Origin of the sequence: Anoxybacillus ayderensis (assembly GCF_013761015.1) — a bacterium.
Taxonomy (GTDB): domain Bacteria; phylum Bacillota; class Bacilli; order Bacillales; family Anoxybacillaceae; genus Anoxybacillus; species Anoxybacillus ayderensis.
Window position 1 is genome coordinate 71,333 of sequence record NZ_JACDUV010000008.1, and the last position, 25,353, is coordinate 96,685.

21 protein-coding genes and 3 pseudogenes are annotated in these 25,353 nt (G+C 40.3%); 18 read left to right on the top strand and 6 right to left on the bottom strand.

Annotation, left to right across the window (positions count from 1 at the left end):
- The first annotated feature begins 179 nt into the window (after nt 1-179).
- The 11 genes and pseudogenes from HNR63_RS11880 to HNR63_RS11930 all read left to right on the top strand — a co-directional run bounded on the left by HNR63_RS11880 (nt 180) and on the right by HNR63_RS11930 (nt 10,016).
- On the top strand, nt 180-386 hold the full coding sequence (locus tag HNR63_RS11880) for a helix-turn-helix transcriptional regulator (RefSeq protein ID WP_181520842.1): 207 nt from the start codon (nt 180-182) through the stop codon (nt 384-386).
- A gap of 1,454 nt (nt 387-1,840) precedes the next feature.
- Nucleotides 1,841-2,365, top strand: a complete 525-nt coding sequence (locus tag HNR63_RS11885) for a hypothetical protein (protein ID WP_181520843.1) — start codon at nt 1,841-1,843, stop codon at nt 2,363-2,365.
- A 105-nt stretch (nt 2,366-2,470) separates the two neighbouring features.
- On the top strand, nt 2,471-2,713 hold the full coding sequence (locus HNR63_RS11890) for a hypothetical protein (protein ID WP_181520844.1): 243 nt from the start codon (nt 2,471-2,473) through the stop codon (nt 2,711-2,713).
- Complete coding sequence (locus HNR63_RS11895; protein WP_181520845.1) at nt 2,694-3,404, top strand: S8 family serine peptidase; 711 nt, start codon at nt 2,694-2,696, stop codon at nt 3,402-3,404. The genes HNR63_RS11890 and HNR63_RS11895 overlap by 20 nt, the downstream gene beginning before the upstream one ends.
- Nucleotides 3,405-3,675: 271 nt before the next feature.
- Nucleotides 3,676-4,494 carry an IS982 family transposase gene (locus HNR63_RS11900; RefSeq protein ID WP_343047757.1) on the top strand — a complete coding sequence of 273 codons (819 nt, stop codon included), beginning with the start codon at nt 3,676-3,678 and terminating at the stop codon, nt 4,492-4,494.
- Nucleotides 4,495-4,621: 127 nt separating this feature from the next.
- The gene (locus tag HNR63_RS11905; RefSeq protein ID WP_181520846.1) at nt 4,622-5,593 is read left to right on the top strand and encodes an ATP-binding cassette domain-containing protein; all 972 of its coding nucleotides are present in this window, start codon (nt 4,622-4,624) and stop codon (nt 5,591-5,593) included.
- A pseudogene (locus HNR63_RS11910) lies at nt 5,590-6,390 on the top strand (ABC transporter permease). Before HNR63_RS11905 ends, HNR63_RS11910 begins: the two are co-directional and overlap by 4 nt.
- A gap of 114 nt (nt 6,391-6,504) precedes the next feature.
- Nucleotides 6,505-7,176 (top strand): annotated as a pseudogene (locus HNR63_RS11915) (response regulator).
- A pseudogene (locus HNR63_RS11920) lies at nt 7,173-8,221 on the top strand (sensor histidine kinase). The pseudogenes HNR63_RS11915 and HNR63_RS11920 overlap by 4 nt, the downstream one beginning before the upstream one ends.
- Before the next feature lie 153 nt (nt 8,222-8,374).
- A complete protein-coding gene (locus HNR63_RS11925) occupies nt 8,375-8,860 on the top strand; it encodes a sigma-70 family RNA polymerase sigma factor (RefSeq protein ID WP_181520847.1) in 486 nt (161 codons plus the stop codon).
- A complete protein-coding gene (locus HNR63_RS11930; RefSeq protein ID WP_181520848.1) occupies nt 8,847-10,016 on the top strand; it encodes an immunoglobulin-like domain-containing protein in 1,170 nt (389 codons plus the stop codon). Before HNR63_RS11925 ends, HNR63_RS11930 begins: the two co-directional genes overlap by 14 nt.
- A 19-nt stretch (nt 10,017-10,035) precedes the next feature.
- Here HNR63_RS11930 and HNR63_RS11935 read toward each other — a convergent pair whose 3' ends face one another.
- Nucleotides 10,036-10,482 (bottom strand): hypothetical protein, encoded by a 447-nt coding sequence (locus HNR63_RS11935; protein ID WP_181520849.1) that lies wholly within the window; start codon nt 10,480-10,482, stop codon nt 10,036-10,038.
- A 202-nt stretch (nt 10,483-10,684) separates the two neighbouring features.
- On the opposite strand from HNR63_RS11935, the gene HNR63_RS11940 reads away from it, so the two are divergent.
- Together HNR63_RS11940 and HNR63_RS11945 are read left to right on the top strand one after the other, a co-directional pair.
- Entirely contained in the window at nt 10,685-11,770 is a 1,086-nt protein-coding gene (locus HNR63_RS11940) for a nitric oxide synthase oxygenase (RefSeq protein ID WP_181520850.1), read from the top strand.
- A 119-nt stretch (nt 11,771-11,889) separates the two neighbouring features.
- A complete protein-coding gene (locus HNR63_RS11945) occupies nt 11,890-13,371 on the top strand; it encodes a methyl-accepting chemotaxis protein (protein WP_181520851.1) in 1,482 nt (493 codons plus the stop codon).
- A gap of 66 nt (nt 13,372-13,437) precedes the next feature.
- Here the strand turns inward: HNR63_RS11945 and HNR63_RS11950 are convergent, their stop codons facing one another.
- The 3 genes from HNR63_RS11950 to HNR63_RS11960 all read right to left on the bottom strand — a co-directional run bounded on the left by HNR63_RS11950 (nt 13,438) and on the right by HNR63_RS11960 (nt 18,097).
- Nucleotides 13,438-15,336, bottom strand: a complete 1,899-nt coding sequence (locus tag HNR63_RS11950; RefSeq protein ID WP_181520852.1) for a protoglobin domain-containing protein — start codon at nt 15,334-15,336, stop codon at nt 13,438-13,440.
- 20 nt (nt 15,337-15,356) lie between these two features.
- A complete protein-coding gene (locus HNR63_RS11955) occupies nt 15,357-17,480 on the bottom strand; it encodes a bifunctional diguanylate cyclase/phosphodiesterase (RefSeq protein WP_181520853.1) in 2,124 nt (707 codons plus the stop codon).
- 167 nt (nt 17,481-17,647) lie between these two features.
- Nucleotides 17,648-18,097 (bottom strand): C40 family peptidase, encoded by a 450-nt coding sequence (locus tag HNR63_RS11960; RefSeq protein WP_181520854.1) that lies wholly within the window; start codon nt 18,095-18,097, stop codon nt 17,648-17,650.
- 225 nt (nt 18,098-18,322) lie between these two features.
- Between HNR63_RS11960 and HNR63_RS11965 the strand changes: the two genes are divergently transcribed.
- Nucleotides 18,323-19,012, top strand: a complete 690-nt coding sequence (locus HNR63_RS11965) for a TerC family protein (RefSeq protein WP_085788628.1) — start codon at nt 18,323-18,325, stop codon at nt 19,010-19,012.
- A gap of 127 nt (nt 19,013-19,139) precedes the next feature.
- Here the strand turns inward: HNR63_RS11965 and cdr are convergent, their stop codons facing one another.
- Complete coding sequence (cdr, locus tag HNR63_RS11970; protein WP_181520855.1) at nt 19,140-21,578, bottom strand: CoA-disulfide reductase; 2,439 nt, start codon at nt 21,576-21,578, stop codon at nt 19,140-19,142.
- A gap of 179 nt (nt 21,579-21,757) precedes the next feature.
- Here cdr and HNR63_RS11975 point away from each other — a divergent pair, with 179 nt between their 5' ends.
- The 4 genes from HNR63_RS11975 (at nt 21,758) to HNR63_RS11990 (ending at nt 24,963) form a co-directional block, all read left to right on the top strand.
- Nucleotides 21,758-22,474 (top strand): arginase family protein, encoded by a 717-nt coding sequence (locus HNR63_RS11975; protein ID WP_085788626.1) that lies wholly within the window; start codon nt 21,758-21,760, stop codon nt 22,472-22,474.
- Nucleotides 22,475-22,571: 97 nt separating this feature from the next.
- Nucleotides 22,572-22,802 (top strand): FeoA family protein, encoded by a 231-nt coding sequence (locus HNR63_RS11980; RefSeq protein ID WP_009360812.1) that lies wholly within the window; start codon nt 22,572-22,574, stop codon nt 22,800-22,802.
- A complete protein-coding gene (gene feoB, locus HNR63_RS11985; protein ID WP_181520856.1) occupies nt 22,799-24,802 on the top strand; it encodes a ferrous iron transport protein B in 2,004 nt (667 codons plus the stop codon). Before HNR63_RS11980 ends, feoB begins: the two co-directional genes overlap by 4 nt.
- A gap of 14 nt (nt 24,803-24,816) precedes the next feature.
- A complete protein-coding gene (locus HNR63_RS11990) occupies nt 24,817-24,963 on the top strand; it encodes a FeoB-associated Cys-rich membrane protein (protein WP_085789030.1) in 147 nt (48 codons plus the stop codon).
- 16 nt (nt 24,964-24,979) lie between these two features.
- On the opposite strand, the gene HNR63_RS11995 is transcribed toward HNR63_RS11990, so the two are convergent.
- Nucleotides 24,980-25,258 (bottom strand): acylphosphatase, encoded by a 279-nt coding sequence (locus HNR63_RS11995; RefSeq protein WP_181520857.1) that lies wholly within the window; start codon nt 25,256-25,258, stop codon nt 24,980-24,982.
- Between the last annotated feature and the right edge of the window lie 95 nt (nt 25,259-25,353).

Consider the following 25,353-nt stretch of genomic DNA (forward strand, 5'->3'; position numbering starts at 1 on the left):
GTTGGAAAAGGTAATAATTTGATGACTATAGTAGATGGAAAAATATATACATGCTAAAACTCAGTTACTCCAATCATTTTGAACTTAAATTGATTAAAAAACGAAGATAAAGTATATAATAAATAAATTTTCAAAAAGGTTTCTTGTTTAGAGAAAACTTTTTAGGGAGGAATTGAATAATGCAGAGGGATTTTGTTGAAAGGTTGAAGAAAATTAGAAATGAAAAAGAAATATCAATTGAAACATTGGCAAACGAAACTGGAGTATCAGTACAAGTTTTAAAAGCAATTGAGCAAGGTGAGAAAAAACAACGTTTTAGTTACCCAATTGTACAAAGGATTGCAAATGTCTTAAAGATTGAGATTGAAGATTTAATTAAGGTATAGATATAATAAATACGAATATTCAAGAATATTCAATCAGAGGAGGAGGCATTAGGTTTATCTAATGCCTGATTTTATTTGTTAATTGACAAATGTTTAAAGGTGAATATCTACATCTCAATTTATTTTATTCTATCGTCAGCACACAACACATGTCGAATGTGTAGCGAAATTAGAGCTTAGTTTGTACACTCAAAATAAACTCGTTCCACTGAAAAAATAACCGTTCATCATGAGAAATAAAGTCGGAATTTGGATGATATTTACTGGAAAAAGAAATCGCCCTTTTCCCGCTCTTTATCGGGAAAAAGATGGGGAGAAAAGAAGAAGAAAAAGCGTGGGAATCATTGAGAGAACAAGGAAAAGGGAAGAGAAAAATAAAAGGGAAGAAGCGGGAGAAATCATCCACTCTTCCTTTTTCTTTTTCCAAAAATTGAAATAAAGTGGGATGGTTTTAAGGAAAAAAGCGGGAAAAAAACAGAGAAAAAAATCGCAAAAATCGGTGAAGGATGAACGAGTTTATTTCAAATGTAAATAAATGGGTACGTAACAATAAGGGTTGGAGCGGGGGAGGGATGAACGAGTTTATTAGGAATTTACAGAGAGAAAATTAAGGGGCTGACCCAAAAGTCCGCTAAAAAGCGGACTTTTGGAGTCAGCCCCTTTTCGGTAGATCTTGTTCAACTATCGTACCCGCTAGCCAGCATAAAGCCAGCTTCACCACAGATGATGAAATAAATTTTATTATTCCATGGGAGTTTAGGAAAAAGCCAACAACATTTCTTAACAGATCCATTTTATGAATACGCAAATACAACAAAATAGTTATTTTATGGCATGGAACTTGTGATTAACTCAATGATTATAGCAATAAGACCTAGAATAATTACCATCAAAGTAGAAAAAAGTATTGCCTTCTTGGCAATTACAAATATTTTCGTATTCGATTTTAAAATTCGGTAAGTCATATAGATTAAAATGCCTAAAAAAGTTGAACCAATCCATATAATTAAACCATAGTTAGTAATCAGTTTTTTCCAATCAAAAACCCAAAAATAGAGAATAGTTATGTGACAGATCACTAATAGCAATGTTATTGAAGGTAATATTATTCTTTGAAATATCATTTATTCTACCTCCTATGTAGATTTTATTATTTGTTTAATAAAAAATTACCACAATCTTGTATTAGAATACAGAGTAAATTATGTAAATGTATTGATTTTTTGTAATATTAATGTATTTATTTTTTGTAATATTTATGGTAATTTGGTATAGAAATCAAAAAAGGGTTATTTATCTATGAACAAAGTCCTAAAAATAGTAAGTGTGTTCGCACTTCTTTTTGTTTTTATTAGTCCACTGTATGCTCGTGCGGACTCACACGACAACATAGGGGAGGCTAAAAAAGAAGAGTACAAAAAATTGCAAAAGCCATGATTGAGATGTATGATTCGATGAACATGCATGATGAAAACAAAACAACTAAAGATCCTCGATTTACTAACGACATGTTTGAAAAGCAAAAGAAACTGAAATCAGAATTAGCACAAAAAATTGAACAAGCTAAGGAAAATAAAGAAAAGTTTTACATGATGGATGAAATCCTAAATGCAAGTGCAGAAGATTTCGGCATTAGTGAAGAGGATATGCAAAGAATAAAAGATGGTGTTTATATGTATAAACAGGAACTTACCCTTCTTGTAGAATCTTTTGATTCTTTGGGTAAGGGCGATCATGAGATTGTTAAGAAACTCAAAAAAGAGCTTGAAATGAAGTGGCCTAAATCCTTAATTTATGTAGATCATTCTAAAGACAAACAAGATGGAATAATATCAGGTGGAGGATGGCCATATTGTTTGGATGATAATGGTTGGGGATATAAAAACTTTATAACTTCGGATTGTTATAAGGCAATAGTAGCATTTGCTATTTGTGCTGCTGATTCCACTCTAGGTAAAATGGCTCCTGATTTACGATAATGCAAAGCCTATGTTCGAAATTGTTCACCGCTTATTGGTCATAGTAAATATTGGCATGAACATTCATGGTGGCAACAGATTCCATAAAGTTAGGAAGAAAGGAAAATGAAAAAGATTAGCATTACAGCACTGATCTTTATTCTTAGTTTTGTTTTATTTGCTGGATGTTCCAGTCATAATCATACTACAACTGCTACGAACCATAATCATGAAAGTCATATGAACCATCAAAACCACTCAGAAAACACTTTAAAAACCGTAGATCAACCAGAGATTGTAGAACAAGAAATTAAAAACTCCCTACATCAATGGTATAGAAAGAATATTTATGGTAATAGCTATACTTGATACAGGTATTGATAAAACAAACAAGGATCTTGTTTATGTAAAAGGTATAAATTTTATTAGTGAAAAGAAAGATGAGTTTGATGACGAAAATGGTCATGGCACAAAGATTGCCGGTATTATCGGGGCACGTAAAAATAATTATAATTTACTAGGGATTGCCTCCGAATCTGATTTGTATATTGCCAGAGTTGCCGATGAAAACGGAAACGTAAAATTTGAAAATCTCATTAAAGGTATTAATTGGGCGATAGAACAAAAGGTGGACATCATTAACATTAGTTTAGAATTTCCAAAAGACAATCCTCAATTACACGAAGCAATAAAAAAAGCTGTTGAAAATAACATCATTGTAATTGCTTCTTCTGGAAATATTAAATATCCGGGTGATACCGATAATGTCTATCCGGGATCATATCCCGAAGTTATTAGCGTGGGGATGTTGAATACTAAAGGGAAAATCTATTCAAAAGAGTTTGAGAAGAAAAAAGTAGATGTGTTTGCACCAGGGGAAGATATTATTTCTCTTTATTTTAATAATAAAATGACTCTTGATACGGGTGTCTCATTCGCAACGGCCTATACATCGGGTTATTGTGCATTATTAATTCAAAAACACAAAATGGACGGTGATAACTACAATAAAGAAAAGATAAAGAGAGAATTGAAAAAAAACCTAGAGAATAATTTGTAGAAATTCCCTTTTTAACAAGGGCAAGCAGTAAACATCAGTTACTGCTTGTCCTTGTTATCTACATTTATTTATTTTTGTTGCTTTTGCAGCTGTTCAATTAATAACTATTCCACGTGGTGCTAGATAAAATCGAGTAAGCATAAAAATAGCCCTTGCTTGTGGATGTCCTGTAGAATGAAAGTGCGATCCAACATTCGAAAGGAGAATCCCTATGCAAGAGCACTTTCATTTTACTACAGATCAAGCAAAGATTTAAAAACAATATGCAGCCATTTTCTTTTTTGTTTCTGCCCAGCTGTCACAAATTCCATTCTATCTTCAACGTCGCAATCGTCATTTGGTGAAACAAGAAGATGCGGTGATCATTGCTATTCATCTTTTAGGGAAGCTGCTTGGCTTCTCTTCCGAACGGGAATGGCATCGCTTTGTGACTGGGAACTTGTTTACGGATGGACATTTTCTCGAACGTTCTCGCTACCATCGTCGTTGTCGAGCGCTGCGCTTTGCGATCAAATGGATCCGCCATGAGCTAGCCAAACGTGGTCAACACCACGCCTATGCAGTCGTAGACAGTATGCCGATCGAGTTGTGCCATGCCGCAAGAATGTACCGCGTCAAACGATTTCAAGGAATCGCGGACATCGGGCTCTGTGCATCGAAAAAGCAGTGGTACTATGGATTTAAGCTCCATCTTCAGGTGACCGACCAAGGACTGCCCATGGGATACGTGGTAATGGAGGCGTCCTGTCACGATCGAACCGCAGCGGAAACCGTCAGGACTCAAATTCCTCATCCCTTTAATTTGGGTGACAAAGGATTCATCAGTAGCGAATGGCAAAAAAAGTTGTATGAAGCGTACCAAATCGCTTTTTGGACTCCATCTCGCAAAAATCAGAAACATCGCCCATCTGAATCATGGGAGAAATGGCTCAAACAAAAACGGAAAGTCATTGAAACGGTGTTCTCTGTCCTCGTCGACCAGTATCGTATCACAGAAATTCGTGCTAATTCGATTGCGGGATTTGAAGTAGCACTAGATGGTATCTTGTTGGCATATTCACTTGTAACACTTGGGATAGTTGAGCGCTAGCGCTCAACTAGCACCACGGGTAAATAAAAACCTGCCGATATTGGTGGGTTTTTTCATTTTGCTTGTTCATATTCCGTTCATAAAAGCGTGTTACGATTGCCATGTACGAAGCGATAAGGAGGAAAGAATGATGCAAAGATTCAATAGTGATTGGGCGATTGAGGCGAATGGGCTTGTGAAAATATTTGGCGACAATCGTGCAGTGGACGGTGTTGATTTGCAAGTTCGCGCCGGTACGATTTACGGTGTGCTTGGACCGAACGGGGTAGGCAAAACGACGACGGTTAAGATGCTCGCGACGTTGTTGCGGCCAGATGGCGGTTCAGCGCGCATTTTTGGCTATGACGTAGTAAAAGAGCCACAAATCGTCCGGCAATTGATTGGAGTCACTGGGCAATATGCCTCGGTGGATGAATCGCTTACCGCGATGGAAAACTTAATCATTTTTTCTCGATTGCTCGGGCTGAGTCGCACCGAGGCGCGGCGCAAGGCAATGGAACTGTTAGAAGAGTTTGGTTTGACTGAAGCGGCGAAACGTCCGCTTAAGCAGTTCTCAGGAGGCATGCGGCGCCGGCTTGATCTTGCTGCGAGCTTAATTGCTCAGCCGCCGCTCATTTTCCTTGATGAGCCGACGACAGGATTGGACCCTCGCACACGCAATCAAATGTGGGAAACGATTCGCCGATTAGTTAACATGGGTTCAACCGTATTATTGACGACCCAATATTTACAAGAAGCAGATGAACTCGCCGATCGTATCGCTGTGATCGATCGTGGTCGTGTCGTGGCAGAAGGAACAGCAGATGAACTAAAAACGTCGATTGGCAATTCATCGCTGCAATTAAAAATTGACAATCCACAACATGTAGAAATGGCACGTCGAACAGTAGAACGTGTGCTAAACGCCCGTGCCAATGTCTCAGCGGATACAGGAAAAATTACGGCATCGATGGTGGATGCTGACCGAGTGACCGATTTACTGATTGCCCTTCGCGAAGCAAACATCCAACTGGCGGAATTAAGCGTACAAAAACCGACGTTAGACGAAGTTTTTTTAGCGATTACAGGCCACGGAGTAAAAGGGGAGGAAAGCGCATGAATCATACGGTGAACCGCGAATTAAAAAACTATACAAGTTTTCGGCAAACGGTACAACAAACATTAACGATGGCGTATTGAAGTTTATTAAAGGTGCGGCGTACGCCAGAGCAATTATTTGACGTTACTTTCCAACCAATCATTTTCACGTTGATGTTTACTTACATTTTTGGCGGAGCGATCGCTGGAAATGTGCATAACTACTTGCCAATGATTATCCCAGGCATCCTTGTGCAGACGTTAATTGGGGCTTCTGTCGCCTCCGGTGTCCAACTTCGCGATGATATGGACAAAGGCGTTTTCGATCGATTTAAGTCTTTGCCAATTGCTCGCATTGCACCGTTGGCAGGAGCTTTATTAGCTGATACGGTTCGCTACACGATCGCTACCGTGCTCACTTTTGCGATGGGGTTTCTCATTGGTTATCGCCCAGAAGGAGGAGTTACGAGCGTTGCGTTCGCTGCTGTTTTTGCCATCGGATGCGCATGGGCTGTTAGCTGGATTTTCGCTTTCTTTGGCGTTACAGCACGCAATGCGGCGAGCGTACAAGGAATTTCTATGCTAGCGTTGTTTCCGCTCATGTTTCTTTCGAATGCGTTCGTTCCGGTAAAGACGATGCCTGATTGGCTACAATGGTTTGCGAACATTAACCCGATTTCACATATGATTACAGCCGTTCGCGAGTTGACGAATCACGGAACGATTGGTTCGGACTTTGCAATTTCGCTTCTTGGAGCTGCAGTCATTGTCGCCATCTTTGCACCTATTACCGTACGCGTCTATATGAGCCGAGCATAAATATCGTGCCCGTGCCCGAAACGGTGCACGATATTTTTCGATACAAGATTCGAATGCGATAGATGACAAAATGCGCTACAATGAAGATATATTTGGAAAAGAAAGGGGATAAGCATGCCACAGGTGTTAATTGTCGATGATGACGCACATATTCGCGAGCTTGTCGGGCATTTTTTAAGCCTTGAAGGGTTTGAGACACACGAAGCAGCAACTGGAAAAGAAGCGCTCGCGGTATTGGAAGAGGTCAAAGTCGATTTAGTCGTATTGGACATTATGATGCCCGAAATGGATGGATGGGAGTTATGCCGCGAACTTCGCCAATATGACGATGTGCCAATTTTAATGTTGACGGCTAAAGGGGAAACGGCGCAAAAAGTAAAAGGATTTGAGCTAGGGGCAGATGATTATCTTGTCAAACCGTTTGATCCGCTGGAACTTGTCGCGAGGGTCAAAGCGTTGCTCAAACGATACCGAATTGCCACGTCGTAAACGGTGCAAATGGGTGATTTATTGTTAAATCGCCAGACGTACGAATGCCGATTAGGAGGCGAAGAGATTGCTTTGCCACCTAAAGAATTTGAGCTACTTTTTACGCTAGCTAGCTATCCTGGAAAAACGTTTACTCGCGATGAACTCATTGAACAAATTTGGGGCTATGATTACGAAGGGGACGAACGAACGGTCGATGTGCACATTAAGCGGCTGCGCGAGCGGTTCGCTGATTGCCACGTATTTATCATTCGGACGATTCGTGGGCTAGGCTATCGGTTGGAGGTATGCAAATGAAGCGGCTTTCGTTTGTGCTCAAGTCCGTGTTGACGATCATTGCGGTGATGGCGGTGATCAGCCTCTTTTGGATTGCCGCCTACTTTATTACAGAAGCGATGTATGCCCGATTTGCCTGGCAGCCGCAGCCGTTAGTTCGACAAATTATCACATCCGTCTCGGGCTTTTTTTATTTGGCATTAGTATGAGCATCGTCGGACCTTTCATAAGAAAGCGGGAAAGAGTGTTCTGGAAACACTTGATGGATGCGATCAATCGAATTGCGAAAGGAGATTTTCACGTAAACCTCCGTGCGGACTGGGGCGAACGGAATCACCCATTTACAGAACTAGTCGAAGGGCTGAACGATATGGCGGCAAATTTGCGAGCGATGGAAGAAATGCGGCAAGAATTTATCTCAAATGTTTCGCACGAAATTGGTTCGCCGCTTACTTCGATTCGTGGGTTTGCTCGGGCGTTAAAAAACGAAAATTTGCCTTACGAACAGCGAATGCATTATCTCGACATTATTGAAACGGAGTGCATCCGTCTGTCAAAGTTGAGCGATAATTTGTTGCGCTTGGCGATGTTAGACTCCGAGCGATACCCATTCCAACCAATCTCCTATCGCCTAGACACACAATTACAATCGCTCATTCTCCATTGTGAGCCGCAGTGGATCGAAAAAGAAATAGAGATGTGTGTAACGCTTGAGAAAGTAGTTATTACTGCAGATGAAGATTTGCTGAGCCAAGTGTGGTTGAACTTACTTCATAATGCGATAAAGTTTACGCCAAACGGTGGAACGATTACGGTTCAGCTTCAGCAACAAGACAACAACGCCATTGTTACTGTTTCAGACAATGGCCCAGGCATTGCCGAGGAAGATCAGCCACGTATTTTTGAACGCTTTTATAAAGCGGATAAATCGCGTAACCGTGCCGCTGGCGGTAGTGGGCTAGGGCTAGCCATTGCAGACAAGATTGTAAAGATGCATCAAGGGAAAATTTCTGTCCGCAGCCAATTAGGACAAGGGACGGAATTTATTGTTCAGTTGCCACTTTAGTTTAGGGTTAAGAGATATTTTGCATTGTTTTAGTTTAAAGACAGCGACCGCATCACTCGCTGTCTTTTTGTATACTTAAAAGATAAAAAGTTTCGATTGGCTGCAACATTTTTATTTGTTCAGTTGTATATGAAGTGAAAGGAGGTCGTTTCTTTGTGCACAAAAGAACAAATCCAGTGTGCTATGGATGAATATGGGAATATGGTGTTGCGCCTCGCGTACATGTATATGAGGAATGAACACGATGCAGAAGATGTCTTTCAAGATGTGTTTATTAAGCTATATGAGCATATGGATCGGATACAAAGTGAAGAGCATATGAAGGCGTGGCTTATTCGCGTTACTGCAAATGTATGTAAAAACAAATTAAAATGGTTTGCGTATCGAAAGGTCGATGTATATGAAGAATGGTTGCATTCTTCTGATGTTGATGCCAACGATTACTTCGAAGTCATGTCAGCAGTCACATTGCTTCCGACAAAATATCGGGAAGTCGTCCATTTATTTTACTATGAAGGGTATCAGACGAAGGAAATTGCCGAGTTGTTGAAAAAGCGGGAAAGTACGGTTCGTTCGCTGTTAGCACGTGCGAGGGAAATGTTAAAAAATAAACTGAAAGGGGAGTATGATTTTGCGTGAGCGATATAAAAAAGAGATGGAACACATTGTCGTGACGGAAGAATTGAAAAATAAAGTCATTGAACGGATTGAAGAAAGAGAAAAACAACAGAAGCGAAAGTCGCTTCGACCAGCTTATGTTAGTTTAGTCGCAGCAAGTGCCTTATTGGTTATTAGCTTGTATCCGACGCAACCAGCTAAAGAAAAAACGACAGAAGAAGCGGAAATGATGATGGAACATGGGCAAAGGGAAGATATGATGACGACAGAAGCGACCGATTCGTATGTAACTATTCATGATGTCACATATGATTCAAACAAACAAAAGCTCCAGTTCTCTGTGACGAATAAAAGCGATGGTGTCATTTCGTTCGGGTATGCATATACAATTGAGCGATACGATGACAAAAAACAGACATGGTTGCCGACAACGTTAACGAATGATATCGCAGTCATTGAAGTTTTAGCATTAGTTGAAAAAGGACAAACGGTGAAGGATGTTATTGATTTTTCATTGTTAAATGGACCGTTAGCAAATGGAAAATATCGCATCGTGCGTACGTATTATGCGGATACGGCTCATTTCATCGGCTATATTGAATTTGATGTTGTCGATCAAAAGCTGATGAACTTTCAAACGTATATGGAAGCAAAACTGATTGAGACGAGCGAAACGAAAGATGTGAAAATAGCATGTGAAAAAGATCGCCACTTTTCTGTTTATAGTAGCTATAACGGACTTGTTTTAACGAGAACGAACCGCCAAGGGTTGCATATATATCCGATGTACGAAGGAAAAGAACAAGTAAATTTTTCAATGGAAGCAAGTGAAGGAAAGTTATTTACGGATAAAATGGCTGATGATGCGTTCACGATTTATGAAGCGGAGCAACCTGTATCTTCTGATGAACAAATGATCGCTGAATCAATGCCACCTGATAGCAGACAGATTGAAGGCATCGAAGGATATGAAGGACCAAAAGTTTTATTTTTAAATGGAGAACGAGCTAATGTTGAGCCATCGATCATTTATTGGGAACCGAATGAAGCAAGTAAAAAAGAGGAAGTTAAAGTGAAAGTGACTGTGATGAATGCCCGAACAAACGAACAAATAAATGTATTTTATGTCGTCATCGTTCGAAAAGGAGACGAATATGTATTAAGTCACATTGAGTAAACGAGGGGAGTTCCCTCGTTTATTTTGTTAAAATGAAACGAATGCTAGAAATAGCTGCTTCATGCTCGAGTGAGCGATGCGAAAGAAGAGTTAAAAGTTTTTCATGGCTGTCAATTTTCGTTTCTAGTTTTTTGACGATTTCATTTGTTTCAAGCACGGCTTGTTGGACAAGCGTGAAGTCTTGCTTCGTCGCCATGTTAGCTTTGACTTCTTGAAGTTCTTGCTTCGTCGCCATGTTAGCTTTGACTTCTTGAAGTTCTTGTTTTGTTGCCATGTTAGCTTTGACTTCTTGAAGTTCTTGTTTTGTTGCCATGTTAGCTTTGACTTCCTCAAGTTCTGCTTTGATTTCTGCAAGCTCTTGCTTCGTCGCCATGTTGGCTTTGATTTCTTCAAGTTCCTGCTTCGTTGTCATGTTAGCTTCCATTTTGTCAAGCTTGTCCAAAATTTGTCGCAACGTATGCTCCATGAGGGAACCTCCTTTCGTTTAGAAGTGTAGAAAGGGAAACAGGTGACAGGCATGTACGGTGCTAGGAAGAGGTGTTTAGGATGTGTGGTGATGCGGATAAAGACTGTTTCCTGTATTTTATTATACACAATTGGTTCAAAGGGTGGAATATGCTCTTTGTTGTGATTTTGTTGCTAGATGGTGTATTGTATAAAAAGACAAGATGGTGGGGGGACTGACGTTGACAGCATTATGGAAAGAGGCAAAACAATTTATCACTTTATGCTATACAGAGTTAGGAAAAAACGATGATGAAATATATGAGCGGTTACAACAAGTGAAGCGAGAAATTGAACAAACGGGAACGTATGAACATACGTATGAAGAGCTTGAACATGGGGCGCGCATGGCATGGCGAAACAGCAATCGTTGTATCGGACGTTTATTTTGGCAAACGCTTCATGTGTTTGATGCACGTGCGATAGAGAGAGAAGAAGATATTGCGGAGCGTCTATTCCATCACATTGCTTTCGCGACAAACGAGGGGAAAATTCGTCCGACTATTACTATTTTTCGTCCTGAACGTGTTCGCATTTGGAATCATCAGTTAATTCGTTATGCCGGTTATGAAACAGAGTATGGAGTCATTGGAGACTCATCATCCATCTCGTTTACGAAAGCGTGTGAACAGTTAGGTTGGAGAGGGGAACGGACGCATTTTGACGTTTTACCTCTCGTCATCCAAGTAGATGGTCGCGAGCCGAAGTTGTTTCCGATTCCGAAAGATATTGTACTTGAAGTACCGATTGAACATCCGAAGTTTGCGTGGTTCCATGATTTGCAGTTAAAATGGTACGCTGTGCCGATTATTTCAGATATGTGTTTAGAGATCGGTGGTATACGGTATACAGCAGCTCCGTTTAACGGTTGGTATATGGGAACAGAAATCGGGGCGCGCAATTTCGCGGATGATTACCGATATAATATGCTTCCGAAAATTGCTTCATGCATGGGTCTTGATACATCGAGAAATAGCACACTATGGAAAGATCAAGCGCTTGTTGAATTAAATGTAGCTGTTTTATATTCGTATAAAAAAGCAGGAGTAAGCATTGTTGATCACCATACGGCAGCCCAGCAGTTTAAGCGCTTTGAACAACAAGAACAAGAAGCAGGAAGGAAAGTAACGGGCAGTTGGACGTGGCTCATTCCTCCCCTTTCCCCAGCGACAACGCACATTTTTCACCAATATTATGATAATACAATTGTAAAACCGAATTATTTTTATCAACAACGTCCTTATGAGTAACACCGCGTCAATGGCGCGGTGTTTTTTGCAGGAATATATTCCTAATTTTCAGAATAATATTTACTATCTTCTTATTTTTTTGATATAGTTATAGAAAAAAGGAAAAGGGGGAGGCATGATTGGATTTTATTGAGCAACTCAAGATGGAAGAAATGAGGAAGAAAAACTTTTTCCTGTTTCTTATTTATACGCTTAGTGCGTTAACAGGGGTGATTGGACTTATTTTGATCGGGGAGAAAGTGGAGAAGATTGCTATTTATGGGGGAAGTCTTTTACTCAATGTGCTCGTTTATATCGTGTTAAAAAAGATAAAAAAGCATGAGCACATATATCCATACTTTATTATTTTTATATTATTTTCTGCGACGTTAGGCAGTTTGTTTACGACAGGCGGGAGTTTAGGGACAATCGCCTTGGCTTTTTGTTTAGCTGTGTTGTCGGTGTTACATTTGTATCGCGTATTGTTTATGACAGGGATGTTGCTTGGAACAATTGTTTTAGTTGTCAGTGCACTTACTCCTTCACCGTTTCAGCAAGTGTTTCAAAAAACTGGGCATACCGTTTTTATCGTTTATGTGATGATAGGCATCGCGCTTTCTGTTTTGTTGCATTTAAGTCGTAAGCAGTTTCATCAGCTTGTTGAGCATGTTGGACAGACGCATGAAGAAAAAGAAAAGCAAAGTGCAAGAAGGTATGAGCTTGAACAACAATTAAGACACATTATTGAAAATGTGGAACATATTCATCAAAAGGTGCTTCAAAATGTGCAAGCACAAGAAGAAATGAAAGAAGCGATTCGGCAAGCTGCGGTGGCAGGTCAAGCACAAAGTGAACAAGTCGTTGATATTCATGACGAAGTAGCGGAAGCGAAAACGATGAGTGAGCGAATTTACGAGACTTCCAAACAATTAAAGGAACATTCAGCACAATCAAGTGAAATGGCGCAGGCTGGTATACAAAAAATGCATCTTTTACTAACACATACAGCAAAGTTCCATGAGGCGATTCATGCGACGAGAACGACATTAAATGCATTAACGAGTAAAATTGCAAATACAAATGAGTTAACGAAACAAATTAAACAAATTACAAATCAAACGAATTTATTAGCATTAAATGCGACGATTGAAGCAGCGCGAGCAGGGGAATACGGGAAAGGATTCGCGGTCGTTGCAGAAGAAATTCGAAAGTTGGCTGTATTAACGGAAGAAACGACACAACAAATCGTTTGTAATTTGGCAGAAGTAAACGAAAGTAACAATGAGCTGTTAGAGCGGATGGATGAAACGAGTGAACAATTAACGAAAAATGAATTATTGACGGATGAAGTGAATGTATATTTTGAACGATTGTATCAGTCGTTAACTTATTTGCAAGAACAACTTTCTCACTTTTTTATCATTAGCGAGAAGCTAGAGAAACAAGGAGAAAAAATGGATCGTTCCATTAGCGATTTTTCTGTTTTCATTCAACAATCGAGTGCAGCGCTTGAAGAAGTAAGTGCAACAGTAGAACACTTAAAAGATGCGAATGAAAAAATGGCGGCATATGTAACAGAAACTGCTCATCGTGCCGCAATGATTCAACAACAAATAGTATAAAAAGGAAAAGCACCCCGAATTTCACATGAAATATTTGGAGGTGCTTTTATTTTTGTTACATTACATTTACGCTAGGCGTTCCCTTGTTTCGAGAAAATCGTTCCACATTGTAATGAATAAGTCGATCAATTTCGGATCGAATTGTTTTCCGCGACCATCAAGTAAAATCTCTTTTACTTTCTCTGGAGGGAAAGCGTCTTTGTAAATGCGTTTGGACAACAAGGCATCGAACACATCAACAATGGCGACAATTCGTCCTTCTAGCGGAATTTCTTCTCCTTTTAATCCGTTTGGATATCCTTGTCCATTCCACCATTCATGATGGGTTTGGGCAATGTTTGCGGCCATTTGAATGACAGGTAAATCGAGATTGGCTAAAATTTGATGGCCAATGAGCACGTGCGTCTTCATCGATTCCCATTCTTCTTTTGTTAGCTTTCCTGGTTTGTTTAAGATGTAATCAGGAATACCAACTTTTCCGATGTCATGAAATTTCGCTGCAATTTGAATATTAGCCACAAATTGTTCGTCACACCCAGCAAGACGAGCAAGCATGCTGGAAAGAATACCGATGCGATGTACATGATTTTTCGTATCATCATCGCGATATTCAGCTAGTTGAAGCAATCGTTCAAGCGTATCAAACATCACTTTTGCCTCTTTTGTGACATCTTGAATGACGAGAAGGGCACGAGATAGCTCAAAAATTTTATTTTGCGGCAAAAGCCGAACTTTATAATAATGGGATCCACTTTCATTTTCAAATGTGGCAAGCAGTGGTTCGGACTTTTCTTCTAACGCTGGGCATCCTGAACAAGGGACGGTACGTTGATGAAATAACTCGTAACAACGACGCCCAATCGGATGCTCTTCCTCTATGCCGATGTGCTGCAACAATCGTTTCGTTTTCTCATCAATCCACGTAATACGACCAAAATCAATTGTGCTAATTTCGTAGGCATAAATATCAAGGAAATCGAAATCGCGTAAAAATAAGTACGGTCGAATAATTTCTTGCATAATTGAAAGTGTAAATTTCGTAAATCGCTCGAACGAGTGAATATATTGAACGACATGTGGGTCATGCAAATATTCTTTTGTTAAAAATATCTTTTTTATCGCTTCGCAAATGGATTCCGTTGTAATATGGAAAAAGCTTTCATGATATTTTTGATCGATAATTAATCGACTCCAGTCGCGAATGATGCGAAAGTATGCTTCAGTGTCATAGTAAATTTTCTCTTGGAAAAATTGTAACAAAAAGTTTTTAACATACTGAAAAAACTTTTCTCGTTCAAAAAAACTATATGAATACTCTTCCCATAGCCGTTGTGAAAACGATTGGCGAAATGCTTCCATAATCGCATCGACGCGAAACGAAATATAGCCGCTAAATTGATCAAGATGTTGCAAATCTTGTTCTGTAAATCCATTCACTTGTTGTAATTTGTGCAGTTCGTAACGAAGCGGGTGTGCTGCTTTTTCGATTTCAGCCATTTCATATGCTTCAAGGGTAAGCTGCATGTCAAATGAAAATAGTGCATGAATAGCTAATAAAATGTTGATTGCTTCATTCGGCAAAACGGGAGAGATATGTTTGTAAATAATTTCAACGTATTTCGTATACGTAGCTAAATACCATTTCAAATCAAGTCCGATTTCGGAGTGCACTTTGCCGATATTGTACCGCTTTTGAATATACTCGTCATCAATGACCCCTGCAAAGCATTCATTCAGATATGTGATTTGTGTTTTTTTCAACCGTCTTAATGTCGAGTGTTCTTCAATTAATTTGCGTAAAGAAGGAATAGATAATATCTCTTTATATAAATCTTCCACAATTCCTTTGACTAACGGTTGTAATACATTGCGATGATTGTAAATGGATTGTAGCTTTTCTTCCGTTACCCCTGTATAACGTAGCTGATGAAGTCGCTTTTTGTCTGTTACTTGTATATGTTTCATCCCCAAAATTCTCCCCTTTATTATATATGAGCAGCTTGAACTTGTTTCACAACTTTTTCAAACGGAACAGGTGGGCTAAAGAAATAGCCTTGCACTTTGTCGCAATGAGTTGATTGTAAAAACGAAACGTGTTGATCTGTTTCTACTCCTTCAGCGACGATATGCAAATGCAAGCGATGGGCAAGCGCAATAATAGCTTCGGTTAATTTTGCGGTATGTTCGTTTGTGGTGACTTCGAAAATAAACGACTTGTCAATTTTGAGTGTATCGACAGAAATATGGCGCAAATAACCGATTGATGAATAGCCGCTACCGAAATCGTCAATCGCGATGCGAATCCCCATTTGTTTTAGGGCATGAATCGTTTCGATGACTTGCTTTTCATCGCTTAACGCAATGTTTTCTGTAATTTCTAATTCAATATGGTTTGGTTGCAAACTCGTTTTCTCTAATAATTGTTGTACAAAAGAAAGAAACTGCTCGTTTTTCAATTGACGAAGCGATAAGTTAATGCTGACATATACGTGAGTTAAGCCTTGTTCATGTAGTCGTTTTAAGTCAAAAACAGCTGTTTGGAAAATATATTCTCCGAGCGGAATAATAAAACCATCCTCTTCAGCGATGCTAATAAATTCATTTGGTGGAACGAAGCCGAGTTCTTCATCGTTCCAGCGAGCGAGCGCTTCCATTCCAACAAGTTGATTTTTCTTCATGTCGATAATTGGTTGATAATATACAGAAATGGCGTGTTGCTCTAAAGCGACGTGTAATCGTTGGCGAATGAGTGATTTTCGGACGCGCTCTTGTTCAAACGTTGGATCGTACATCGCCCATTGATTTTTTCCTTTTTTCTTTGCCTCGTACATTGCCATATCCGCATGTTGAATCAAAGTCATTTCATCTTCCCCATCTGTTGGGTATACGCTTATGCCGAGACTTGTTGTAATAAATAATTCTTTTTGACGAATGAAAAAAGGTTCACCAAGTATATCAATCATCTGTTGTGCCACTTGTTCAAATGATGGAACATCAGCAACAATGACCGCAAATTCATCGCCCCCAAGGCGAGCGACAAAATGATCGTGCAAATGACTTAATCGTTTCGCCACCAATTGCAACAGAAGATCACCAGCTGCATGGCCAAGTGAGTCATTAATATTTTTAAAGTTATCTAAATCAAGGAAAAAAAGCGCCACAGTTTCGTTTTTTTGTTTCGCTATTTCGAGTCGCTCACGAAGTGTATCAATAAAATAGCGTCGGTTTGGTAAATTTGTTAGTTCATCGAATAAAGCTTGTTTTCTCAGTTGCTCTCTACTTTTAGCGAGCGCTTGCTCGGCGCGCTCTCTCGCTTGAAACGGTTCTTTAAACGATGCTAAATATAAACCGCGTAAAAAATAAGAAAAGCCGATCACTTTATATACGTGTCCGAATACATTTAACACATCATAAACGTTGCGATATAACGTAAAAATAAGCTCGCTTAAAAATAAAAAGACGAAACCGATGATGACATCAAGCGTTGGCGCTAGCCGTTTTTCTTTATAGTGTCGAATGAGTAAAATAATCGTGATGATGTGTAATGTTGTGATAATGTACTCTACTCCGTTTTTTAGTGGAGTCGTTCCTAGCCCTTCAACGACAAGCGGTGGCAAGGAGTCTGCAAGATGAACGATACTTATCGATAAAAGCCCCACATATAGTAAAGGAACGAAGAAACCGAGCAGCTTCTCTTTTTCTTGAATCGGTCCGTCAGGGAGCAAAAAAGCGAGCAATAAAAATACTGCTTGTGTGAGCCGAGCAGCTAGCCAAAAAGAAGTCGCAAGCTGAACGGAACTATCTGCAAACACAATGCCCGGCATTTCTTTATATGTAAGCGTGTGCAATAAATCGAGGCAGCCGACAGCTAAAAAAGTTGTCGCAATGCGCAATCGACGGCGCGATAACGCTTGCGGAAACGAAATCCATCCTTGAAACGCAATAGCCATCGCAACTGTAATGCTGAAAAACTCAAGCAATGTATGAATTGACAAAAAGTGATTTTGTTTAAATGTCATTGTTAGCGCTGAACTAAACAGCAAAATGGCTATGAAACAAATGAACGCCAACGAGCTAACTATCATGGACCATTTTTCTTTTTTTGTCATCGGTGCTATGTCCCTCCATCATCCCCACGTTACATATATTATATATCGCAAGAATAGGAGAAGAAATGAAAAAATAATGAAAAAAGCAGGGGGTCTCCCCTGCTTTGTTGTCGAGAGCAAGCACTTCGCGTCGAAAAGACGTTCGGCATGAAGTGCTTGCCTTCGCTTTATAAACGTTTCGCTCCAACAAAACGTTGTTTCCAATAAGATTGATGAATAGAGTCTATTTTGACTCCTTTTGATGATGTGGAATGAATCATACGCCCGTTGCCAATATAAATTGCAACGTGAGAGATCCCTTTATGTTTCGATGTTTTAAAAAACAGCAAATCCCCTGGCGCTAATTGGTTGAGGGAAACAGGCTTTCCGACCCCATACATCGCTCCTGAAGAACGAGGAAGCGAAATGCCTAATTTTTTATATGTATAACTAACAAAGCCAGAGCAATCAAATCCTTTTGGTGTCGTTCCTCCTGCACGATAAGGCGTACCAATCACTTTCTGTGCTTCAGCGATGAGCGTACTTGCTGAAAACGCAGCTTCTGTTTTGAAAGGGTTTGCAAAAAAAGTGAAACATAAAATCATGAAGAGAGCGGCAGTGGCTAGAGACTTTTTCATTGCTTGAACCTCCAAAAGACTTGTTCCGTCGACGAATACATTATAGCAAAAAAGATGTCGAAAAATTGTTACATAGCCATTAAATTATGTTACAAATACATTACAACGGTCGGTTTTTGTAAAAATAAAGAGAGAATTTAACATATATGTCGGAACAGAAAAGTTGAATGTAGACGAGCTTCGCGATAAGATAGGGGAGAAATATATTGAAAAAGGGGAGCTCAAATGCTTGATTGGATCATCTCATCAGAAGCGATTGTCGCTTTGTTAAAAATTATTGCGATTGACATTATTCTATCTGGAGATAATGCGATTGTCATTGCGATGGCTACGCGTCGATTGCCGGAAAAGCAACGCAATCGGGCCATTTTATTCGGGACTGCTGGAGCGGTCATTTTGCGCATATTGTTTGCTGCAATCATCGTCTTTTTATTACAAATTCCATTTGTTCATTTTGCGGGAGGATTATTGCTCCTTTGGATTGCGTATAAAGTGCTTGTGAACGAGGAAGAAGAAGCGAATGTACAAGCGGCCGACCGTTTATGGAAAGCGATTTGGACGATTATTGTGGCTGATGCTGTCATGAGCTTAGATAATGTTGTAGCCATTGCCGGAGCATCAGGGGGGCATATCGGCATGATCGCTTTCGGCGTCGCAATCAGCATTCCGATTATGATTTTCGGATCAAAGGCGATTGTGCTGGCGATGGAGAAATATAAATGGATTCCTTATGTTGGATCAGGTATTTTAGCGTGGACAGCGGGGGAGATGTTATTAAAGGATGAACAAATAAAAAAATGGATGGCTTTTTCTCAAGATTCGCAATCGCTCGTATTCCTTATTGTTGTGACAGCTTCTATTTTACTAGCGGGATATGTAAAAAATAAAAAAATAGATAAACAAAAAATCGCATAAAAATGTTATGAACATATGTATAAAACAAAAAAGAACGGTCATAATGAATAATGCTAAGTGTATTCCCCCGATCCCCCTGTGAATATACTTGAAAGGGCTATCTCGATCGCGAGATAGCCCGATTTTTTTAAATAAATAAGTTTAAGCCTGCTTCTTCTGCATCACCTAAATATGTTGCGACGCCGCCCACTTCGATTCCATCAATTAATTCCTCTTTTTTAATGCCCATGATGTCCATCGACATCGAGCAAGCGACAAGTTTGACACCTGCAGCCATAGCATTTTTCATTAATGTTTCAATGTCATCCACATGTTTCTTTTCCATGACGTATTGAATCATTTTTGGTCCCATGCCTGCCATGTTCATTTTTGATAACGGGAGGTCATGAACACCTTTTGGCATCATCATGCCGAACATTTTCTCAAGCATATCTTTTTGTACCGGCGGAGCGTCTTTTTTCCGTAAAATATTTAGTCCCCAGAATGTAAAGAACATCGTTACTTTTTTGCCCATTGCCGCGGCACCCGATGCGATAATAAACGATGCGATCGCTTTATCTAAATCCCCGCTAAACACAACGAGCGTTGCCCCGTCTTTTTTCGTTTCTTTTATAGATGGAGTTGATGCTGTCGTTCCTTTTTGGATATAGGCGATAAACATTTTATTTTCGAACGTAGTCTTTAGTAACGTGTTGCCCGTTTTTTTACACCATGATTGAATGTCACGAGAAAATCCTGGATCTGTTGCTTTTACCTCTAATACATCGCCATCTTTTAGATGTTCCATCGTTTGATATACTTTCATAATTGGTCCAGGGCATTGGAGTCCGCATGCATCTAATGTTGTTGTTGCTTGAACATTCATGACATCAACACGCTCCACTTGTTTTTCTTCTTTCTCTGCTTGATGTGCTTCATATTCGTTGTAAACAGCGGCATATGTTTTATATCCGCCATCTAAGTTTTTCACGCGGAAGCTATGTTGAGTTAATATGCGTGCTGCTAAATAACCGCGTAATCCCACTTGGCAATAAACGTAGATCGTTTCATCTTTTGGTAGCTCGTGAAGTCGTTTGCGTAATTGTCCGAGCGGAATGTTGATTGAGCCCGGAATAAATCCCATGTCGCGTTCCATTTCTTCACGAACGTCAACGAGACATGCCCCGTTTTTCACTAATTGATTGACTTCATGCCATTGAATTGTTTCGACCATGTTTTCAATGATATTTGATGCAACATACCCTGCCATATTGACTGGGTCTTTAGCCGATGAATATGGCGGTGCGTAAGCTAATTCTAAGTCTGGTAAGTCGAATACTGTCATTCCACCTTTGATCGCCGTTGCAATGACATCAATTCGCTTATCAACCCCATCGTAACCGACCGCTTGGGCACCGAATATGCGACCGGTTTTGCGATCGAACAATAATTTTAGGGCGATTGGAAACGCACCTGGATAATAGCTCGCATGTGAATTTGGATGAATGTGTAACACTTCATATGTGATGCCGAGACGTTGTAGCGTTTTTTCGTTGTTTCCTGTTGCCGCAACGGTCATATCAAACACTTTTGCAATCGCTGTGCCAAGCGTTCCGTTGTAACGTACGTTCCGTCCATAAATATGGTCGGCAACGATTCGACCTTGACGATTTGCGGGCCATGCGAGTGGAGTGTGAGTCGGCTTGCCGTTAATATAGTCAATCACCTCAATCGCATCACCAATCGCATAGATGAATGGGTCAGACGTTTGCAAATATTCATTGACTTGAATGCCACCACGTTCGCCAATAGCTAGTCCTGCTTGTTTAGCTAGTTCATTTTCTGGCTTTACGCCAATAGCTAAGACGATCATGTCCGTTTCGATCGTTGTTTCACTTTGCAAGCGAACGATTTTTCCTTTTTGCTCAAATGATGCAACGCCATCTTCTAAAATGAGACGTACGCCTTTATCTCTTATATGTTGATGAAGAATCGCCGCCATTTCGTAGTCGACAGGCGCCATAATTTGTTTCGCCATTTCAACGAGCGTCACGTCTATGCCGCGCTCCCATAGGTTTTCCGCCATTTCTATACCGATAAAGCCGCCACCGATGACGACAGCTTTTTTCGGCTTCTTTTCATCTACATATGATTTGATTCGATCTGTATCCGGAATGTTGCGCAATGTAAATAAGTCGTTTGCTTCTTCTATGCCTGGAATGTTTGGTTTGATCGGGCTTGCTCCAGGTGATAAAACGAGATAGTCGTAACTTTCTTCGTACGTTTCACCTGTTGGTAAATGTTTCACGGTTACTGTTTTACGTTCGCGGTTGATCGCAATGACTTCACTTTGAATGCGGATGTCGAGATGAAATTTTTCCGCCATGCCTTCAACCGTTTGAACGAGCAAAGCATCACGCTCTGTAATAGCGCCGCCGATATAATATGGAAGACCACAGTTTGCAAATGAAATATATTCCCCACGTTCAAACATCACGATTTCCGCTTGTTCATCTAAACGGCGTAGACGGGCCGCTGTTGTTGCGCCACCAGCTACACCACCAACAATGACAATTTTTTTGCTCATTATTGATCAACCTCCTTACATTGTGAATTGTATCACAATAAAAATTATAGATAAAGGGGTATTAGTATTTATTTGTGACTAATATGTGAATGTTTTCACGAGAGAACATCGTTGTATTGATTATAGAGATGTTTGTATAATTTTGTTGAAGAAAAAACTTGCACAAGGGTGGGGAAAGTATGCATCCAAGTGTAACGTTTTTAAACTTCGACAACACGTATACGTGGCAACGAAATCTTCTCCGTTTTCCTCATGAATGGATCGATATGTATGACATCGAAGGAACAAATTTATATTGTGATGATGATGCGATAAAAGAAATTGAAAAAAGAATTGCACGTCGCCATACGAGAGGGATGACGTTGATCGGAAGCGGCAACTATCATTATGTTTCATACGTATTGCTTAAGCAGTTTCATGAGCCGTTTACACTCGTATTGTTTGATCATCATACCGACATGAATGAACAAACGTTGTTTCCACTTCTTTCGTGTGGCTCATGGGTATCATATGCTCAAAAACATGTTCCGACATTAAAACACGTTGTCATTATCGGTTCAGCAACTTCATACGTATCTTCACATGTCACAACTTTTCCAAAAAATGATGTGATGTATGCGCCAATGACAATTGTGCGCGCCATTCCGACAAAACATGTATACATTAGCATAGATAAAGATGTGCTTCGCCCACAAGATGCACAAACAAACTGGGACCAAGGGACGATGTCGTTACAAATGCTTTTGACTTACATCGACTATCTTTTTCGGTACAAGCATGTGCTCGGTGTTGATGTATGCGGTGAAGATCGAACATTTTGTGTGAAAAATGAGCAAGCAAACGAAGCAATTATACGCGCATGTTTCAAACATATGCCGATATCATCTGCGTCGTAACATTTTGTGAATACAATAAAAAAAGATAGATGTTTTCCGCCTTGCGTACTATAATGAATATTGAAAAAGGTTATCATTATTAATTGGGGGATTACGTATGGTTGCGATGACGCAATTACGGGTTGGGGAACGCGCAAAAATTGTTGATTTATCGCGAGTAAGCGATTTAGTAAAAAGAAGATTGCTAGATATGGGAGTTACAGAAGGGGCGGAAATTTGTTTAAAATGTACGATGCCGCTTGGTGGTCCATTTATGATTGAAAATTGCGGACAATGCGTCGGCATTCGTCGCAATGAAGCGATGAACATTCAGGTGAAGCCGTTATGATGCATATTGCGCTTGTAGGTAATCCAAATACAGGAAAAACATCGTTGTTTAATCAGTTAACCGGGACGTACGAATATGTTGGAAACTGGAGCGGTGTGACCGTTGAAAAAAAGGTAGGTGTTTTGCGCAACAAGCAAGCCAAAGTAATCGATTTGCCTGGCGTATATTCGCTCCATCCACTTTCTCGTGATGAGCGAGTGGTGACGCAATTTTTATTGACAGAGTCGTTCGATGAAATGTTAAATATCGTCGATGCCTCACAACTAGAACGAAATTTATTGTTAACTGTTCAACTTTTAGAATTCGGTAAACCGCTAGCGATTGCTTTAAATATGGTTGATGTAGCAGAAAGAAGAGGGATCTTCATCGATCAAACAAAATTAGCTACAATGTTGCGCGTACCTGTTGTCCCTGTCGTTGCTCGCACAGGAAAGGGATGTGATCAAGTAGAGCATATGTTGCTTGAAAAAGCAACAGAGCAAACAGAGCCTCTTACTCTTTTTTATGGTGGGGCGATGGAACGAGCAATTGAACGCTTTCGTGCCGCATGGGGAACAGAAGAGAAATTCCCTGTCCGTTGGTTAGCGATTCAGTTTTATGAAGGGAATAGCTACGTTCGTGATTACGTAGCAGAAAAGTTGCCAGAAGCTACATGGCGCTCATTATATGAACAAGCAGAAAAAGAAGTGCAACAGGCAGAACAAATGTCGCTTGCTCAGCTCATTTATGAACGGCGTCGTTCGTTTGTAAAAGAAATCATCGAACAATCTGTACAGCGCAAAGAAATCGAACGGGTGACGTTGACGGAACGTATTGATGCTGTTGTCACAAATAAATATGTCGGCATTCCCATTTTTTTATTGGCGATGTATGTTTTATTTCAGCTGACGTTCGACTGGCTCGGAGCACCGCTTTCCGACTTGCTTGATGCATTTTTTGCAGGTCCGCTAACAGATTCAATGACAGCAGTGTTAAAAGCAATCGGTGCTTCTGAATTTATTCGCGCCCTTATCGTCGATGGCATTATCGCAGGGGTAGGTGGCGTGCTTGTATTCGTGCCACAAATTTTCATTTTGTTTTTCTTTATTTCGTTTTTAGAAGATTCGGGGTATATGGCGCGTGTAGCCCTTGTCATGGATCGATTAATGGAAGCGGTCGGATTAAACGGAAAAGCATTTATTCCGCTTATTATTGGATTTGGTTGTAATGTTCCTGGCGTCATGGCAGCACGGACGATCGAACAACCGCGTGAACGGCTTGTGACGATGTTGTTAACACCACTGATGTCTTGTTCGGCACGTTTGCCGGTATATGCTTTATTTGTCGGGGCGTTTTTCGCGACACATCAAGCGCTTGTCGTTCTTTCTTTATACGTTCTTGGCGTCTCACTTGCTCTTATACTTGCTAAGCTATTTTCATTAACAATCTTAAAAGAAGAAGCATCCGTATTCGTCGTTGAATTGCCGCCATATCGTATGCCACAATGGCAAGCATTATGGCGCAGTACGTGGGATAAAGGAAAAGGATTTGTGAAAAAAGCAGGGACGTTCATTTTCGGGGGTTCTGTTGCCATTTGGCTCTTATCTTATGTTGGTCCACATGGTGTCAATGTAAATATGGACGACAGCTTTTTAGCGATGATTGGTGGTGTGCTTGCGCCGTTGCTTGCTCCGCTTGGATTTGGTACGTGGCAAGCGGGTGCCGCGTTATTAACCGGATTTTTAGCAAAAGAAGTCGTTGTGTCGACGATGAACATTATTTATCACGTGCCGGATGTTGAATCGCTTCAAGGACTCATGGCATCGCACTTTACCGCCCTATCGGCATTTAGTTTTATGGCATTTGTCTTATTATATGTTCCATGTTTAGCGACCGTTGCGACGATTTATAAAGAAACACGTTCGCGAAAATGGACGATGTTTTCGATTGGCTATGCGCTAGTTTTAGCATATATCGTTTCGTTTGTCATTTACCAAGCCGGAAGCTTATTCGGCTTCTAAAGGAAGGGATATACATGATCGCAAATGTTGTCATCGGATCTGTCATTTTTGGATATGCAGGGTGGACGCTTTTCCGCTTTATTCAAAAAAGTAAACGAGGCACATGCGCTGCCTGCTCAGTCAAGGGTGCATGCGGCACAAGTTGTCATGAAAAAAGCTGACTTCGGTCAGCTTTTTTCAATATATAATGCGAAAGGTCGTTTCGTGGGGGACGGTAGGAATGGCGTATTGTTCTACTCGTTCTACACGCGCAAATGGTGGCCCTTTTTTTATTTCATCTACAAACGCCTCCACTCGTTCTACTTCTCCTTGAACTTCCATTTCGATCATGTGATCGGCCCCGCAATTTTTTACCCAACCGGTCAAACCTCGTCTTCTTGCTTCATATTGGGCAAAGTAGCGAAACCCTACACCTTGTACCCGACCGTGCGCAACAACGGAATAACGAACGATCATTTGTTTATCTCCTTCGCAAAAAAATTTTCTATAAAAATCATACAACAGCCTACCTTGTATTGCATACGTTGAATACGTAAAAAAGATTTATGAGG

Bases quoted from the DNA above. Each gene is read 5' to 3' on its own strand.
- HNR63_RS11935 (WP_181520849.1), bottom strand. From the start codon at position 10,482: ATGGAGCATACGTTGCGACAAATTTTGGACAAGCTTGACAAAATGGAA.
- cdr (WP_181520855.1), bottom strand. From the start codon at position 21,578: ATGAGCAAAAAAATTGTCATTGTTGGTGGTGTAGCTGGTGGCGCAACA.
- HNR63_RS11995 (WP_181520857.1), bottom strand. From the start codon at position 25,258: ATGATCGTTCGTTATTCCGTTGTTGCGCACGGTCGGGTACAAGGTGTA.
- HNR63_RS11940 (WP_181520850.1), top strand. From the start codon at position 10,685: ATGGTGGGGGGACTGACGTTGACAGCATTATGGAAAGAGGCAAAACAA.
- HNR63_RS11990 (WP_085789030.1), top strand. From the start codon at position 24,817: ATGATCGCAAATGTTGTCATCGGATCTGTCATTTTTGGATATGCAGGG.
- HNR63_RS11880 (WP_181520842.1), top strand. From the start codon at position 180: ATGCAGAGGGATTTTGTTGAAAGGTTGAAGAAAATTAGAAATGAAAAA.
- HNR63_RS11895 (WP_181520845.1), top strand. From the start codon at position 2,694: ATGGTAATAGCTATACTTGATACAGGTATTGATAAAACAAACAAGGAT.
- HNR63_RS11950 (WP_181520852.1), bottom strand. From the start codon at position 15,336: ATGAAACATATACAAGTAACAGACAAAAAGCGACTTCATCAGCTACGT.
- HNR63_RS11890 (WP_181520844.1), top strand. From the start codon at position 2,471: ATGAAAAAGATTAGCATTACAGCACTGATCTTTATTCTTAGTTTTGTT.
- HNR63_RS11975 (WP_085788626.1), top strand. From the start codon at position 21,758: ATGCATCCAAGTGTAACGTTTTTAAACTTCGACAACACGTATACGTGG.
- HNR63_RS11980 (WP_009360812.1), top strand. From the start codon at position 22,572: ATGGTTGCGATGACGCAATTACGGGTTGGGGAACGCGCAAAAATTGTT.
- HNR63_RS11955 (WP_181520853.1), bottom strand. From the start codon at position 17,480: ATGACAAAAAAAGAAAAATGGTCCATGATAGTTAGCTCGTTGGCGTTC.
- HNR63_RS11960 (WP_181520854.1), bottom strand. From the start codon at position 18,097: ATGAAAAAGTCTCTAGCCACTGCCGCTCTCTTCATGATTTTATGTTTC.
- HNR63_RS11885 (WP_181520843.1), top strand. From the start codon at position 1,841: ATGAACATGCATGATGAAAACAAAACAACTAAAGATCCTCGATTTACT.
- HNR63_RS11965 (WP_085788628.1), top strand. From the start codon at position 18,323: ATGCTTGATTGGATCATCTCATCAGAAGCGATTGTCGCTTTGTTAAAA.
- HNR63_RS11930 (WP_181520848.1), top strand. From the start codon at position 8,847: ATGATTTTGCGTGAGCGATATAAAAAAGAGATGGAACACATTGTCGTG.
- HNR63_RS11905 (WP_181520846.1), top strand. From the start codon at position 4,622: ATGATGCAAAGATTCAATAGTGATTGGGCGATTGAGGCGAATGGGCTT.
- feoB (WP_181520856.1), top strand. From the start codon at position 22,799: ATGATGCATATTGCGCTTGTAGGTAATCCAAATACAGGAAAAACATCG.